The organism is Streptomyces sp. FIT100, from assembly GCF_024584805.1.
Lineage (GTDB): Bacteria > Actinomycetota > Actinomycetes > Streptomycetales > Streptomycetaceae > Streptomyces.
Window position 1 is genome coordinate 383,379 of record NZ_CP075715.1, and the last position, 14,424, is coordinate 397,802.

The 14,424-nt window shown below is 69.1% G+C and carries 13 protein-coding genes and 2 pseudogenes; 12 read left to right on the plus strand and 3 right to left on the minus strand.

The features are described 5' to 3' along the window. Positions 1–195: 195 nt before the first annotated feature. Positions 196–1,055: pseudogene (locus KK483_RS01500) on the plus strand (phosphotransferase). A gap of 36 nt (positions 1,056–1,091) precedes the next feature. Here the strand turns inward: KK483_RS01500 and KK483_RS01505 are convergent. Next, a complete protein-coding gene (locus KK483_RS01505) occupies positions 1,092–1,988 on the minus strand; it encodes an RNA polymerase sigma-70 factor (protein ID WP_262003037.1) in 897 nt (298 codons plus the stop codon). Positions 1,989–2,193: 205 nt separating this feature from the next. Continuing rightward, entirely contained in the window at positions 2,194–3,411 is a 1,218-nt protein-coding gene (locus tag KK483_RS01510; RefSeq protein ID WP_262009301.1) for an NAD(P)/FAD-dependent oxidoreductase, read from the minus strand. A 386-nt stretch (positions 3,412–3,797) separates the two neighbouring features. On the opposite strand from KK483_RS01510, the gene KK483_RS01515 reads away from it, so the two are divergent. From KK483_RS01515 to KK483_RS01545, 7 genes and pseudogenes are all read left to right on the plus strand, one after another. After that, complete coding sequence (locus tag KK483_RS01515) at positions 3,798–4,244, plus strand: OsmC family protein (protein WP_262003039.1); 447 nt, start codon at positions 3,798–3,800, stop codon at positions 4,242–4,244. Positions 4,245–4,326: 82 nt separating this feature from the next. Further along, a complete protein-coding gene (locus tag KK483_RS01520; RefSeq protein ID WP_262003041.1) occupies positions 4,327–5,571 on the plus strand; it encodes an NAD(P)/FAD-dependent oxidoreductase in 1,245 nt (414 codons plus the stop codon). A 161-nt stretch (positions 5,572–5,732) separates the two neighbouring features. Then, positions 5,733–7,433, plus strand: coding sequence for an L-aspartate oxidase (locus KK483_RS01525; RefSeq protein ID WP_262009302.1), 1,701 nt, complete (start codon positions 5,733–5,735; stop codon positions 7,431–7,433). 154 nt (positions 7,434–7,587) lie between these two features. Continuing rightward, on the plus strand, positions 7,588–8,334 hold the full coding sequence (locus KK483_RS01530) for an SDR family oxidoreductase (protein WP_262003042.1): 747 nt from the start codon (positions 7,588–7,590) through the stop codon (positions 8,332–8,334). Positions 8,335–8,483: 149 nt separating this feature from the next. After that, on the plus strand, positions 8,484–9,083 hold the full coding sequence (locus KK483_RS01535; protein ID WP_262003044.1) for a YceI family protein: 600 nt from the start codon (positions 8,484–8,486) through the stop codon (positions 9,081–9,083). 96 nt (positions 9,084–9,179) lie between these two features. After that, positions 9,180–9,419 (plus strand): hypothetical protein, encoded by a 240-nt coding sequence (locus KK483_RS01540; RefSeq protein WP_262003045.1) that lies wholly within the window; start codon positions 9,180–9,182, stop codon positions 9,417–9,419. 223 nt (positions 9,420–9,642) lie between these two features. Beyond that, positions 9,643–9,783, plus strand: a pseudogene (locus tag KK483_RS01545) (TetR family transcriptional regulator); the annotation flags it as partial. Positions 9,784–9,848: 65 nt separating this feature from the next. Here the strand turns inward: KK483_RS01545 and KK483_RS01550 are convergent. Beyond that, positions 9,849–11,435 carry an IS1182 family transposase gene (locus KK483_RS01550; RefSeq protein WP_399013025.1) on the minus strand — a complete coding sequence of 529 codons (1,587 nt, stop codon included), beginning with the start codon at positions 11,433–11,435 and terminating at the stop codon, positions 9,849–9,851. 73 nt (positions 11,436–11,508) lie between these two features. Between KK483_RS01550 and KK483_RS01555 the strand changes: the two genes are divergently transcribed. From KK483_RS01555 to KK483_RS01570, 4 genes are all read left to right on the plus strand, one after another. Then, positions 11,509–11,775: a hypothetical protein gene (locus KK483_RS01555; RefSeq protein WP_262003046.1), complete on the plus strand. Its 267-nt coding sequence runs from the start codon at positions 11,509–11,511 to the stop codon at positions 11,773–11,775. 224 nt (positions 11,776–11,999) lie between these two features. Next, a complete protein-coding gene (locus KK483_RS01560; RefSeq protein ID WP_262003048.1) occupies positions 12,000–12,818 on the plus strand; it encodes a sigma factor in 819 nt (272 codons plus the stop codon). Between the two features lie 387 nt (positions 12,819–13,205). Then, positions 13,206–13,391, plus strand: a complete 186-nt coding sequence (locus KK483_RS01565; protein ID WP_262003049.1) for a hypothetical protein — start codon at positions 13,206–13,208, stop codon at positions 13,389–13,391. Positions 13,392–13,660: 269 nt separating this feature from the next. Then, on the plus strand, positions 13,661–14,269 hold the full coding sequence (locus KK483_RS01570) for a hypothetical protein (RefSeq protein WP_262003051.1): 609 nt from the start codon (positions 13,661–13,663) through the stop codon (positions 14,267–14,269). Positions 14,270–14,424: the final 155 nt, after the last annotated feature.

Here is a 14,424-nt window from a genome sequence, read left to right on the forward strand (position 1 = left end):
CACGGCGAGATCCTCTCACCTTGATCATGTTCCAGGACCCGCCGGCGTCCGGCGGGACATATCTCGGTCGCCCGGACCGCTTCGGCGTGAGAGCCTCACCCCCGTGGCTGGCGAAGCCGATAGGGAAGAACTGTGGCACCAGCACGGCTGGCGGACGAGTTGTGGCAGCACTCATGGAAGAGGGACTGAGCGACGATGCAAGCGTCAGAGGTCCGGCGTGCGGTGGCCGCGGCCATGTCGGTCGCCTCATCACTCGACTTGGCAGTCGACGACGCGACTGTCCTTCATGACTCCAACAAACTCACTCTGCGTCTGCTGCCTTGTGACGTCCTGGCCCGGGTGGCCCCGGTAGCGCATCAGGTCGCCCAGTTCGAAGTCGACCTTGCTCAGCGGCTCGCCGCATCCGGGTGCCCTGTGGCTGCTCTCGAACCTCGAGTGGAGCCACGCGTCTATGCGCGTGACGGCTTCGAGGTCACGCTATGGACCTACTACGCACCCGTGACACTTGGAGAGGTCTCGCCGGCCGACTACGCCGATGCGCTCGACCGGCTGCATGCCGGCATGCGCAAGCTCGATGTCCCGACTCCGCACTTCACGGACCGGGTCGAGCAGGCTCGACAACTCGTCGCGAACCGCGACCGCACTCCGGCGCTCGCCGACGCGGACCGGGAGCTGCTGGGCGACAACTGCGCAGCCTGAGACGAGTGATCGGCGAACACGGCGGCGCCCAACAGCTTCTCCACGGAGAGCCGCACCCCGGCAACCTGCTCACCACGAAGAACGGGCTGCTGTTCATAGACCTTGAGACGTGCTGCCGTGGGCCCGTGGAATTCGACCTCGCCCATGCGCCCGAAGAAGTCGGCGCGCACTATCCGGGCGTCGACCAAGACTTGCTGCGCGCGTGCCGGATCCTCGTACTGGCGATGATCACCACGTGGCGCTGGGATCGAGGCGACCAATACCCGAACGGGCGCCGGCTGGGCGCAGAGTGGCTCGGTCAGATCCGCGCGGCACTCGATCGCGACGGCGGCCTCGGCCTGGACACCCATGGCTGATCGCGGACTTGCGAGGTCGTAGCCGGTGGGCCACGGTCAGCGGGAGGTGAGGGGCGTTTCGGACTCGACGCGGGTGAGCTTCTCGGGATTGCGGACGTAGTAGAGGCCGGTGACGCGGGCGTTCTCCACGCGGAAGGCCAGTACGCCGTCGATCACACCGTCCAGGCGCAGGATGAGTCCGGGGTTGCCGTTGACCGTCGTGGGCTCGCCGGCGAGGGTGCCGCCGGCCTTGTCGACACTGCCGGCCATGTAGCGGAGCACCTTCTCGGCGCCGACGACCGGCCGCAGGGCCGCCAGCTTGAGACCGCCGCCGTCGCTGACGAAGACGACGTCCGGGGCCAGTACGTTGAGCAGCCCTTGCAGGTCCCCGGTCTCGAGCGCGCGCTGGAACGAACGCAGCGCTTCCCGGGCTTCCTCCGGGGAAGCCGGTGTGCGCGGCCGGCGGGCGTCGACGTGGCGGCGGGCGCGGTGGGCGATCTGGCGTGCGGCGGCGGGGCTCTTGCCGGTCGCGGCCGCGATGTCGTCGTAGCCGATGTCGAAGACCTCGCGCAGGACGAAGACGGCGCGTTCGGTGGGTGAGAGTGTCTCGAGGATGAACATGAGTGCCAGCGACAGGTTCTCGGACAGTTCGACGTCCTCGGCCACGTCCGGCGCGGTGAGCAGGGGCTCGGGCAGCCAGGGGCCGACGTACGCCTCCTTGCGCCGTTTGAGGGTGCGCAGCCGGTTGAGCGCCTGCCGGGTCGTGATCCGTACGAGGTAGGCGCGCTGGTCCCGCACCTGCGCCAGGTCGACCCTGACCCACCGCAGCCACGCCTCCTGGAGGACGTCCTCCGCGTCCGCCGCCGATCCGAGCATCTCGTAGGCGACGGTGAACAGCAGGTCGCGGTGGGCGACGAATGCCTCGGTCGCGGGGCCGGTGACGTGGTCGTTCATGTCGTGCTCTTCGCTCTCTCGCGGTCGGCCCGGCACAGGGAAGCAGGCCGTGGAATGTACCCGGTCCGAAGACTGGGTTGTCGTCGGCAGCCTCCGTCACGGATCGCGTTGTGTGGTGGTGACTCCGGCTCGGTCCTCCGTGGGCGGAACCGGCCCCGGACCGGACCGCACCGGGCCGGGCCGGGCCCACGGAGGGTCTCGGCGGCTAGGCCGAGTGTCGCGTGCCGGACGGCGCCGTGCGGTTCTCCGATCGCGGCCGTTCCGTGCGGTCGCCGTGGGACCCACGGGACCCACGGGACCCACGGGACCCACGGGAACGGGCCTTGCGTGCCCCGGACACCAACTTGCCGAGGGTGAACCGGCAGGCGATCTCCTTGATGCCGGCACCGAGCCCTCCGCTGATGCTGAGCGCGTTCACCTTGTCGTTCGGGTAGGAGAACTGGGTGACGCCCTCGTCCCGGCCGAGGCTGAGGCACTGCCCGGCGAAGTACATCCGGACGGGAGCGGCCTTCTTCCCCGCGATCCGGCGCAGGATCGTGTCGGCCGCCGCCGGGCCCAGTTGCACGGCGGCCTGACAGCTCATCCGGAACGGATGGTCCGGCATCACCCCCGCGTCCCCAGCGGCGACGATGCGCTCGTCATCCACACTGGTCAGCGTCGTGTCGGTGAGCAGACGACCTTCGGTGTCGGTACGCAGCCCGCTGCGGGCGGCCAGGTCCGGGACACGGAATCCCGCGGTCCAGATCGTCACCGCGCTGGACAGCTCGCGGCCGTCGTCGAGCCGTACGCCGTCGCGTGTCACCTCGGTCACCCGCGCACGGGGACCTTCGAGGACGGTCACACCCACCTTCGCGAGTCGGCGGGCGACCGGCCGGCGGACCCGGGCGTGCAGGGAGGGGCCGAGCACGCTGCCGCAGACCAGAGTGACCCTGCGGCCCGCTTCGGCCAGCTCGGCGGCGGTCTCCAGGCCGGTCGGGCCGGCCCCGACCACGGTGACCGGAGCCGAGGCGGGCGTCGCGGCCAGCGTCGACCGCAGTCGCTGCGCCCCTTCGAGGTCCGACACCGAGTGAGCGAACTCCGCCGCTCCGGGCACGCCGGGACCGGAGGCGCCGCTGCCGACCGCGTAGACGAGGTAGTCGTAAGAGACCTCGCCACCGCGGGCCAGCGACACCCGCCGCTCGGCAGCGTCGATCCGGGTCGCGGTGTCGACCACCAGCCGGACGTTCCCGCCCATGACCTTCCCGAAGTCCTCGACCGCGTCATCGGAGCCGGTCACGAGCTGGTGCAGGCGGATCCGCTCGACGAAGTCGGGACGCGGATTGACCAGAGTCACCGACACACCGTCGCGGCGCGCCAGGCTGTTGGCCGCTGTCACGCCCCCGTACCCGCCGCCGACGACGACCACCTCGACGTTCCCGTTCATCATGTCTCCTCGTGTTGTGGACTCGGCATGGAGACACCAGCCGGGCATCCGGTGTGACAGCCCGCCGATGAGACGTGGCGCACATCGGACGTGGCGGATGGGCCACGCATTCCGCCGTGAGTGGCGCAACGGCCCTGCCGGCCCGGAGGCCCCGAGACGGTGGTCAACCGAGGGCCCATGCGGGTGGGACGGTCCGGAGACCAAGCCCAGGTCCGTCATTCGCATCAAGGGAAGGGCTGTCACACGGGCACGTCCGCCTCGGTCTTCATGGTGACGAGCAAGGAGGCGCTGCATCCGGGCGGGGCCCCGCCGTCCCGTCAGGTGATCACCGGCCAGGAGCGGTGCATCGCCTCCCAGAGAGAGGCAGACCGATGTCCGTTCGCACCGTGTCAGTTCGTGAGGGCCGGCGTCTCGCCCGCTCCGTCGCGGTCGGGCCGCACGTCCTGTTGGCGGACGAGCCCGAGCCCATCAGCGCGGATACGGGACCCACACCTGGGGAACTGCTCCTGGCCGCGCTCGGGTCGTGCACCTCCATGGCGGTCCGCGCCTACGCGGGTCGGCACGGGTGGCAGCTCCACCAGGTCGACGTGGACCTGGACTTCGATCCGCGGGGGCAGATCGTCAAGAACGTCAGGCTCGTCGGCGACCTGGAGCCCGCCCACATAGAGAGGCTGCTGACGGTGGCCGGGCGCTGTCCGGTGCAGCGTCTTCTCACGGGAGACGTTTCGGTGGTGACCGTACCCACGGTTGTGACACCGTACCGCCGACCGCCGGGTGGTACGCCGCAGTCCGAGCGCGGCACCCCGCGCTGCGGCAAGCACCCCAACGGCTGAACGGCGGGTCGTCGCAGGCTGCGCATTCACGCGCACTGGCCGGTGACTCTCATAACCTGACCCACAGCATGCGACATCCGAGATGAGGAACATCGTGTCCCCTGTGAATACGTTCGTGATCGTCGGAGGCGGACTGGCCGCGGGCAAGGCGGCGGAGGCGCTGAGGGAGCACGGCCACAGCGGGCCGGTCCTGATCATCGCCGACGAGCGGGAGCGGCCCTACGTCCGGCCGCCGCTGTCCAAGGGCTACCTGCTGGGCAAGGAGGAGCGCGACTCGATCTACGTGCACCCCGAGGACTGGTACACGGAGAACGGAGTCGAACTTCTCCTGGGCACGAGCGTGAAGGCCCTCGACGCACGGGCCAAGGAGGTGGAGCTGGACGACGGGCGTCGTGTCCCCTACGCCAGGCTCCTCCTCGCGACCGGTTCGTCCCCGCGCCGTCTGTCGGTCCCCGGGGCCGAGCTCGAGAATGTTCTGTACCTGCGGCGCGTGGGGGACAGTGAACGGCTCAAGGGCGCGTTCACCAAGGGGGCCAGGATCGTCGTGATCGGCGGCGGCTGGATCGGGCTCGAGACCGCCGCGGCCGCCCGGATCGCCGGGGCGGAAGTGACCGTGCTCGAGCACGGTGAGTTGCCGCTGCTGAAGGTGCTCGGGCGGGAAGCGGCCGAGGTGTTCGCCGGCCTCCACAAGGACCATGGCGTGGACCTGCGTCCTCGGGTGCAGGTCGCACGCATCACCGGAACCGGCGGCCGCGTGGACGGGGTGCAGCTCGCCGACGGCAGCCGCCTGGACGCGGACGCCGTGGTCGTGGGCGTCGGCATCACGCCCAATGACCAGCTCGCGCAGGAAGCGGGCCTGGACGTGCGGAACGGCATCGTCACCGACGAGCACCTGCGGGCGTCAGCGGCCGACGTGTACGCCGCCGGCGACGTCGCCAACGCCTACCATCCGCTGCTCGGCGAACACATCCGTGTGGAGCACTGGGCCAACGCGCTGCACCAGCCACGGACCGCCGCGCTGAGCATGCTCGGCGAGGACGCCGTCTACGACAGGCTGCCGTACTTCTACACGGATCAGTACGACCTCGGCATGGAGTACACGGGTTACGCACAGCCGGGCGGCTACGACCGTGTCGTCTTCCGCGGGGATGTCGCCGGACGGGAGTTCATCGCCTTCTGGATGTCGGGAAACCGCGTGGTCGCGGGGATGAACGTCAATGTCTGGGACGTCGTCGACTCGATCCGATCCTTGATCCTTTCCGGTTCGGACATCGACGACGCCCGCCTCTCCGATCCCGGTGTCCCCCTGGACGGACTCCTCCCCTGAGACGGGAGGCCTGCGGTATCAGTGTCACACCGTCGCAGTGGCCCAGGACGCCGATGTCACAGTGTCGTGGTGTCACAAACACCCCGAGCGCCTGGTCGTACTCCATGACGACCACGTCGATCGGAGTAATCGTGGCAATCACCGAACAACGTCTTTCCACCATGGTGCTGGTGATCGGCACCGGCGGCGCCGGCCTGCGGGCGGCGATCGAGCTGGCCGAGGCCGGCGTCGATGTCCTCGCCGTCGGCAAGCGCCCCAGGGAGGACGCCCACACGGCACTCGCCGCCGGGGGAATCAATGCGGCCCTGGCCACGATGGATCCCGAGGACAGCTGGCAGCAGCACGCCGCCGACACGCTCAAGGAGAGCTACCTGCTCGCCGACCCCCGCACCGCCGAGATCGTCACGCGGGGCGCTGCTCTGGGCATCGACGATCTGGAGCGCTACGGCATGGCCTTCGCCAGGGAGGAGGACGGCCGTATCTCCCAGCGGTTCTTCGGCGCGCACAAGTTCCGGCGCACCGCCTTCGCCGGCGACTACACCGGACTGGAGATCCAGCGCGCGCTCATAGGGCGCGCGGACCAGCTCGGCATTCCCGTGCTCGACGGCATCTACATCACCCGGCTTCTGGTCCACGACGGTGCCGTGTTCGGGGCGTACGGCTTCGACGTCACGAACGGGAAGCGCTACCTCATCCACGCCGACGCCGTCATCCTGGCGGCCGGCGGCCACACCCGCATCTGGCGGCGTACCTCGTCACGACGCGACGAGAACACCGGTGACTCGTTCCGGCTGGCCGTCGAGGCGGGGGCCCGTCTGCGCGACCCGGAGCTGGTCCAGTTCCACCCCTCCGGAATCATCGAGCCGGAGAACGCGGCCGGCACCCTCGTCAGCGAAGCCGCACGTGGGGAGGGCGGCATCCTGCGCAACGGGCTCGGTGAACGTTTCATGGACCGCTACGACCCCGAGCGCATGGAACTCTCCACCCGCGACCGTGTGGCCCTGGCCTCCTACACGGAGATCAAGGAGGGGCGAGGCACGCCCAACGGCGCCGTGTGGCTCGATGTCTCGCACCTCCCCCGGCAGACGATCATGTCCCGGCTCCCCCGGGTCTACCAGACGCTCCTGGACCTGCAGATGCTGGACATCACCCGCGAGCCGATCGAGGTCGCCCCCACTGCGCACTACTCGATGGGCGGGGTCTGGGTCCGGCCCGAGGACCACAGCACCGACGTCCGCGGCCTCTACGCCATCGGGGAGGCGTCGAGCGGGCTGCACGGGGCCAACCGCCTCGGCGGCAACAGCCTCATCGAGCTGCTGGTCTACGGCCGTGTCACGGGACAGGCGGCGGCCGCCTACTCGGAGTCGCTGACCGCACAGCCGCGGTCGGCATCGGCGGTGGCCGAGGCCCGTGCGGAGGTCGACGGTCTGCTCGCCGCGGACGGGCCGGAGAACGTACGCGCACTGCAGCGAGCCATTCGCAACACGATGACCGAGCACGCGGGCGTGGTGCGCGACGAGGAAGGGCTGCGCGCCGGGCTGGCCGAACTCGACGCGATCGAGAAGCGGATGGACGACGTCGGCGTCCATCCCGACATCGCCGGCTACCAGGACCTCGCCCATGCCTTCGACCTCAAGTCCGCGGCTCTGGCCGCCCGGGCGACGCTCGAAGCGGCACTCGAGCGCCGTGAGAGCCGCGGCTGCCACAACCGCAGCGACTACCCGGACATGGACCCCGCACTGCAGGTCAACCTCGTGTGGTCCCCCGGCACGGGAGTCAGCCGAGAGAGCATTCCTCCCGTCCCGGACGAGATCTCGTCGCTGATGGAAGAGGTCTCGACCGAAGGAAAGCTCGCCGAGTAGTCGGCCGGCTTCGCCTTCCGGCACAGCCGGCCTGGCCTGCCGAGGAGGATCTCGCATCCACCCCGCCCGGGCGCCCTGTCACAAACACGGTCACGGCCCGGTCTTTCGTAAGAGGAAGACAACTCAAGGAAGAACCTCCGAAAGGATCCTGATCATGAAGGTTGTAGTGATCGGCGGAACCGGCCTCATCGGCTCGAAGCTGGTCGGCAAGCTCAAGGAGCACGGCCACGAGGCGGTGCCGGCCGCACCCAGCAACGGCGTCGACACACTGACGGGTGAGGGACTGGCGGAGGTCCTGACGGACGCTTCGGTCGTGGTCGATGTGTCGAACTCCCCCTCGTTCGAGGCCGAAGCCGTCATGGAGTTCTTCCGCACCTCGACCACCAACCTCCTCAAGGCGGAGGCGGAGGCCGGTGTGGCCCACCATGTCGCGCTCTCCATCGTGGGCACCGAACGGCTTCCGGAGAACGCCTACTTCCGTGCCAAGCTGGCGCAGGAGGAGCTCATCAAGGCGTCCGGGATTCCGTACTCCATCGTCCACGCCACGCAGTTCTTCGAGTTCGTGAAGGGCATCGCGGACTCGGCGACCGAGGGCGACACGGTGCGCGTCCCCGTCGCGGGGATCCAGCCCATCCACTCCGACGACGTGGCCGCTGCCGTGTGCCGTGCGGCCGTCGGCATGCCTCTCAACGGGATGGCGGAGGTTGCCGGTCCCGACACGTTCCGGTTCGACGACTTCGTACGTACGGGCCTCGCCGCCGAGGACGACCCTCGTACCGTCGTTGCGGACCCCCGCGCCCGGTACTTCGGCTCCGAGCTCGAGGAGACCAGCCTCCTTCCCGGCCCCGACGCGCACCTCGCCGAGACCCGCTTCACCGACTGGCTCGCACGGCAGCGGTGAGTCCTTGCGGGGGTGGCCCCGTGCCGTGAGCGACAGCCACCCCCGCGCTCCGGCCCACAATTCCGGCCCGCAAGCCGGCCCGCGACCCGATCCGGGTCCCGACCCCGATCCCGATCCCGATGTCCATTGCACGAAGGAGGCGGCTCACGATGTTCAGGAACCGCCGGCACCACACTGTTGCCGGTACCCGCCCACACAAAGCGCTGTCGGGTCTTTACACCATCGACCCGGTCCACAGCAAGATCGGATTCTCCGTCCGGCACGCCATGATCTCCAACGTGCGGGGGAAGTTCGACGCTTTCGAAGGGCTGCTGAAACTGGACGGGGCCCGGACCAACCTGTCCGAGGCCTATGTGAGTGTCCAGACCGGCAGTCTGGTCACGGGCATCCAGGATCGGGACGCACACCTCACGGGACCCGACTTCTTCGATTCCTCGACGTATCCCCTGATGACCTTCCGCTCCATCGAGTCGACCTTTGTCGGTGACGAGGAATTCCGACTGTCCGGGAATCTCAGGATCAAGGATGTCGAACTGCCCATCAGCATCGACCTCGCGTTCGGCGGGGCCGGCCGGGACTCCCTGGGGAAGAACCGGGTCGGTTTCGAGGGCACAGCCGCCCTGCGGCGCTCCGACTGGGGGCTCAACCGGAACGCGGGCCTGGAAGCAGGGGGCGTTCTCGTCAGCGACAAGGTGCAGCTGATCCTCGACATCTCGGCAGTGCAGCTGACCCAGCCCGCCGCCGCCTGACGACGGGACGCCCGTCGGCACGTCAGACCTCCCGTAAGGGGGCTGGGGCGGCGCCGACCCGGAACTCTTCCGGTCTCTGCCGGAGTAGGACGCGTGATGACCGCAGCATCCGAGAACCGACTCGCTTTCACGGCCACCGTAGTGGCGCTGACCGCCGAGGCCACCGAGCTCGAGACCCGTGTCATCGAGCTGCGCCAAGCGCTCGCAGAGCTCGACGAGCGGATACGCGCGGTGTCCAACGCGCTGCGCCAGGCGGCCCGTTCAGCAGGCCCGTCCGGTGTCCCCCTCGACGAGGAACACGCAGACGCAGGCAGAGGCATAGGTGGAACAAACTGACGCGGTCCGCGTCTGGGGCGCGGTCATGCGCGAGCCCTTCGACTGCTGAACACGAGCCGGATAGTCACAACCATACGGACGACCTGATCGGTCGCGGCACTCACCGCGACCCCACACCACCAGGACGAAGCCGCGCCACCAGCCCCAGGAGGACGCCCGGAAGGGCGCTACAGTCTCCACACCGGAGCGGGAGGAACGCCCGGCTCCGCCGGACGCAGCGTGGGTGGCGCCGAGGTGCACAGATGCGGGTCGCCCACGCCGGCGCGTGCGTGCCGACGCGCAGCGCAGCATCGACACCCTGCTCACCGCCGCCGCGGAAGTGTTCACCGCCTCCGGCGTGGACGCGCCCGTACGCGAGATCACCGTCTAGAAGGCTGCTGAAAATCTTGGTTGAGGGGCTGCTCGGCTGTGGGCCGGGCGGCTCTTTCGTTATGCGGTGGCCGGGGTGAGGTGCCAGTTGCCGTTGGCTCGGGTGAGTCCGAGGTTGATCAGTCGGCGGAGGTTGAGGGCGGCAGCGCGGTGATGGAGCCAGATGTTGTTGGCGATGACGCCCCGGTGCGGGACGCGGCGGTTGCCTTTGGCGACCAGCCAGGCGATGGCGCGTTCAACTGGTGGCCGCCATCTGCGGTATTCGTCCTGCCAGGCCACATCGGTGGCAGCCTGTGTCCGGGCGGTGGCCAGCAGTTCGTGCTTGGGGTGGACGTTGAGGGTGCGTCCGGTCTTGGATGTGGTGCAGCGTCCGCGCAGCGGGCAGTCGGTGCAGAGGCGTTTGAATTGGGCGGTGCGGGCACCGTCTGCTTTGACCTGTCCGAGGTTGGCGGTGTGGCCGGCCGGGCAGGTCGCGGTGCCGGCCGCTGTGTCGATGTGGAAGTCGTCGATGGTGAAGCCGCCGGGGACGGCCTGCCGCAGCGGTGGCGGCTTGATCACCAGGGTGTGGCCGTCGGCCTGCAACTGTGCGCGCAGATGGCCGGTGCCGTAGGCGGAATCGCCGAGCACGGTTAACTCCTGGCCCTCGTCCTCGTCGGCCAGCAGATCGCAGGCGACAGCGGCCTCGTGGTTGTCGGGGCCGTTGCCGCTGGTGAGGGCAACCGCGGTGAACAGTCCAGTCTCCGGCTCGACGGACGCATGTCCTTTGAAGCCGTCCTGGTGGCGGGTTCGGTTCTTGTGGATGTGCCGTGCGTCGGGATCGACGGTGGACACCGTCCGGTCCGCCACCGTGCGCTTCGCGATGCGCCAGCGGCCGTCACGCCCGTCGGAGTCATCGGCCGGCTCCACGTCCTGGCCCGCGACCAGGGCCAGCAAACCGACCGCGTTCGCCGCCCTCTCGCCGAGTTCCTGTTCAGGCAGGCGTCCGAGCAGGTTGAGGGCGTCGGCGACCAGCGCGTCGACCAACGCGGCACGCGCTTGCTCGTCGTCCCAGGCGATCCTCGGCTTGCCCGGGTCGGTGTAATCGTGCGCCGTGCACCACTGCTCCACGGTCTCCCCGCCTCCGGGGACCTCGCGGATTACCCGGCGGACCGCGGAGATGATCTGGGTAACGGTGTCCTGGGTGGCCACCGCGTCATCGAGCACGGTGGAGTCCAGAGCCCGCCGCTGCTTGCCCTTGAGCACGCCGGTCGCGGCCACGACCTCTTTGACCTTGGTGAAGATCCGCGTCGGATCGGCCGAGTGACGCAGTCGGCGCCGGAAGTACGTCAGCAGCGACGGGTCGAACGCCGTGTCATACAGGCCGAGCCCGCAGGCCGCCTTCCATCGCAGGTCACACCGCAGTTCCTGGACCGTCTCGAAGTCCGACAACCCGTACAGACTCTGCAGCACCACGGTCGCGGCCAGCACCTGCGGTGGCAGGCTCGGACGGCCGTTGGGCGAGGGATACATGTCGGCGAACATCCCTGGCTCGAACAGCACCTCACGATGCTCGGCCAGGAACGCGAACACAGTCCCCACCGGGATCAACTCCCGGCAGGTCTCCCACACATCCGGCCCGACCATCTCCCCGGCCCATTCCCCCTGCATGCCTACAAGACTGGCCCCGACTCCACCGAGCCGGGGCCAGAACACGAGATTTTCAGCAGCCTTCTAGGCGGGCGTGGGGGCCGGCACCCTCTACCGGCACTTCCCCGCCTACGACAGCCTGCCCGCCTACTTCCAGCAGCGCTACGTGCCCGTCATCGGCACGCTTCTGGATACCGCGGCGAAGGCCGGCCAGATCCGCTCCGACGTCCAGCCCGACGACCTGCTGCGCGCCGTGGCCAACCTGACGCTGCCGGCACAGGAAAACGACGGCCATACGCAGCGCATGATCATCCTGCTCGTCGACGGACTCCGATACGGCGCCCGGACCGGTGCTGCCTGAGCTACGGCTCGGGCCTCCGCGTGACCGGCGCCGAGCAGCCGGCGTGCGTGTGACACGCGGGGCGGCGGCGGACTGATGTCACAGGGCCTTCGTCAGCCCGGTCTCATTAGTAGAACGCGCGAAGAAGAAGAAGAAGAAGAAGAAGAAGCGGAAGGAACGTCCTGCGGGCCATGCGTCTGCCCAAGTCCTGCCGAAACTTCCATGTAGCGGAGGGAGGGTGCGGTATGGGTCGGGTTGGTGATGTGGTGTCGATTGCGGAATTGGTGGATGAGCGTCGGGATTTGGTGGGGGTGGCGTATGGAATGTTGGGGAGTTGTTGTGAGGCGGAGGGTGTTGTTGATGAGGCGTATCGGCGGTGGTACGGGCTGTCGGATCGGGCGCGGGCACGGATCGTAGTGCCGCGTTCCTGGCTGGCGGGGGTTGTCGGGGGGATGTGTCTGGACCGGTTGGCGTTGCCGGGGCGGGGACACCAGGGGTTGACTCCGGCGGCGCGGGCGGCGTTGGCCGTCAATGAGGTGCTCCGGGTGGTGTGGGGTGGGGTCACTGCCGGTGTCGTGGACCAGCCGGGGTTGGGGTTGGGGCGTGAGGAGTCGGTTGATGGTGCGCGGCGCAGTGTGCGGGCCGGGCACTCGCGGGTCACGACGGCGCGGGAACATGATGTGGTGGCCGGTGCGGTCCGTCAGGCGTGCGTGACGCAGGATGCCGTGTTTCTGGCGTCTTTGCTGGCGCCGGACGCGACGGCGTTCTTCGACGGTGGTGGCAAGGTCCGGGCCCTGGCCGAGCCGGTACACGGCAACGAGCAGGTCACTCGCGCCCTGCTGGCCCTGCTGGCCCGCGGTCCGCGTACCTTTCTGGACACCCGGTCCGTCAACGGACGGACCGGTCTTGTCGTGCGCTACGACCGGACCGTGGCCGCGGTCATCAGCCTGGACACCGCCGGTCACCATGTCGTCCAGGTCTGGGCCACTCTCAACCCGGACAAACTCCGCCCCTGGAACCGACCCGGCGCCGCCCCCGGCCCACCACGGCCAAAGACGACATGACCCCAACCACGGCTACGACACGTCCCGCGGATGCGCGCGGCGCCTCGCAGGCCGTTGCCGTCGGACAGACTGACGGCAGCCGGCGTGAGAAGAGCCTTCAACGAGCCCACATTCCCGCGCGGAGGCATCTGTCGCAACGCTCCACTGGGTACGGCCCTTCCGCATGCACCTCGACCGAACAGGTGCAGATGTTGTGACGTCGCCTGAGGGCCTCCTCCGGGCGGCCAAGGCCAGACCCGTCGGCAGGCGGGACGGCAGTGCGCGGGGCGCCCGACGGGGGGCGCGGTGGGCCGCACGCGTCTGTCACAGCTCCCGTGGGTGTTCGGTCAATGCGGTTGTGGCTTGTGTGGTGTTCGTCCAGGCCCGGCCCGAGCCGAAGGAAGGCGCATGACGACCCGAGACGCCGAGAAGCACTTCGATCCTGCCGCAGCCAGCGTGTCCCTGGTCGCCGAGGCCGCCCGGCTCGAGGCTCGTGTGCGCACGCTTCTCGCGGCACTCGACACTGTCGACGCGCGCATCGCGGCGGTCTCAGACGCACTGCGCCTGCTGCGCCGCTCGACCGTCGACGGGTAGTTCCGTCCTTCCGATGTCAGCAGAAGTCTTCGCTGTCCAGCAGGGTCGGGCCCTGTCCCGTTTCCCCTGCGACGGCACTGTGTTCCGCGTTCCCTCACTGCACCCGGCCGCTTCGGGCACACGTGTGGTCCGCCCGATTCATCTGTGTTCCAGAGCGCACTCCTGCATAAGATGTCCCAGGGGGTACCCAATCCCGGCGTCCGGGCGGAGCGGCACCGCAGGTGACTCGGCAGGGGCGTAACACGAAGGGTTGAGGATGAGAGGAACACATGGTCTCTGCAAGCCGCGCGGCGCATAACATCGAGATCACCGCCGAGAGTCTCCAGGAGGACCTGGCCCGCCTGGAGGTCCAGAAGCAGGCGCTGGAGAGGGAGCTGGCCGCGGTCGTGGCGCATCTCGGCTCCGTGCAGCGGGCTCTGAGTGCCCTCGAGGTACTGATGGCCGGCACCGCCGCCGTGGCCCCGGCGGACGTCGCGCGTGCCGCGGCAGCAGCACCGGACCAGACGGTCGTGTCCCCCTCCGCGTCGGCGGACGTCGCCCCGAAGACCGAACCCAAGGCTCGGCAACCCAAAGGCCGGCAGGCCGCAAAGGCGCCTGCTGCCCACAGCACCCCCAGCTCCTCCGGAGCTTCCAGTGCCTCCCCCGACTCCACCGAGGCCGACAGCCAGCGGACGTACGGCAAACTCACCGAGCACATCCTGGAGTACTTCGCCACGGTCGGCACTGCGGATGTGCGTGCCCGCGATGTGGCCGCCGCTCTCGGCCGCGACGCCGACAGCGGGAGCATCAACGCGGTCCGCAGCACGCTCGACCGGCTCGTCGGCACTTCCCGTATCCGCCGAACCGGCCGGGGCCTCTACCGCGCCAAGCGGTCCTAGGCTCCCGCGCCGAACACGCATGCATGCGCGAGGCGCGGCCTGCCCCGGGGGCATGCGTCAACGCGTTTCGGACGCCATATTTCACGGGGGATTGTGTCGAACGGCGTCCGAAACGCTGTGATCACGGTATCAAAACTTCCCCCCATCACACACCG

Coding starts and splice junctions, on each gene's coding strand:
- KK483_RS01520 (WP_262003041.1), top strand. CDS start 4,327: ATGAGGAACATCGTGTCCCCTGTGAATACGTTCGTGATCGTCGGAGGC.
- KK483_RS01530 (WP_262003042.1), top strand. CDS start 7,588: ATGAAGGTTGTAGTGATCGGCGGAACCGGCCTCATCGGCTCGAAGCTG.
- KK483_RS01535 (WP_262003044.1), top strand. CDS start 8,484: ATGTTCAGGAACCGCCGGCACCACACTGTTGCCGGTACCCGCCCACAC.
- KK483_RS01550 (WP_399013025.1), bottom strand. CDS start 11,435: ATGCAGGGGGAATGGGCCGGGGAGATGGTCGGGCCGGATGTGTGGGAG.
- KK483_RS01540 (WP_262003045.1), top strand. CDS start 9,180: ATGACCGCAGCATCCGAGAACCGACTCGCTTTCACGGCCACCGTAGTG.
- KK483_RS01570 (WP_262003051.1), top strand. CDS start 13,661: ATGGTCTCTGCAAGCCGCGCGGCGCATAACATCGAGATCACCGCCGAG.
- KK483_RS01510 (WP_262009301.1), bottom strand. CDS start 3,411: ATGAACGGGAACGTCGAGGTGGTCGTCGTCGGCGGCGGGTACGGGGGC.
- KK483_RS01525 (WP_262009302.1), top strand. CDS start 5,733: ATGGTGCTGGTGATCGGCACCGGCGGCGCCGGCCTGCGGGCGGCGATC.
- KK483_RS01565 (WP_262003049.1), top strand. CDS start 13,206: ATGACGACCCGAGACGCCGAGAAGCACTTCGATCCTGCCGCAGCCAGC.
- KK483_RS01560 (WP_262003048.1), top strand. CDS start 12,000: ATGGGTCGGGTTGGTGATGTGGTGTCGATTGCGGAATTGGTGGATGAG.
- KK483_RS01505 (WP_262003037.1), bottom strand. CDS start 1,988: ATGAACGACCACGTCACCGGCCCCGCGACCGAGGCATTCGTCGCCCAC.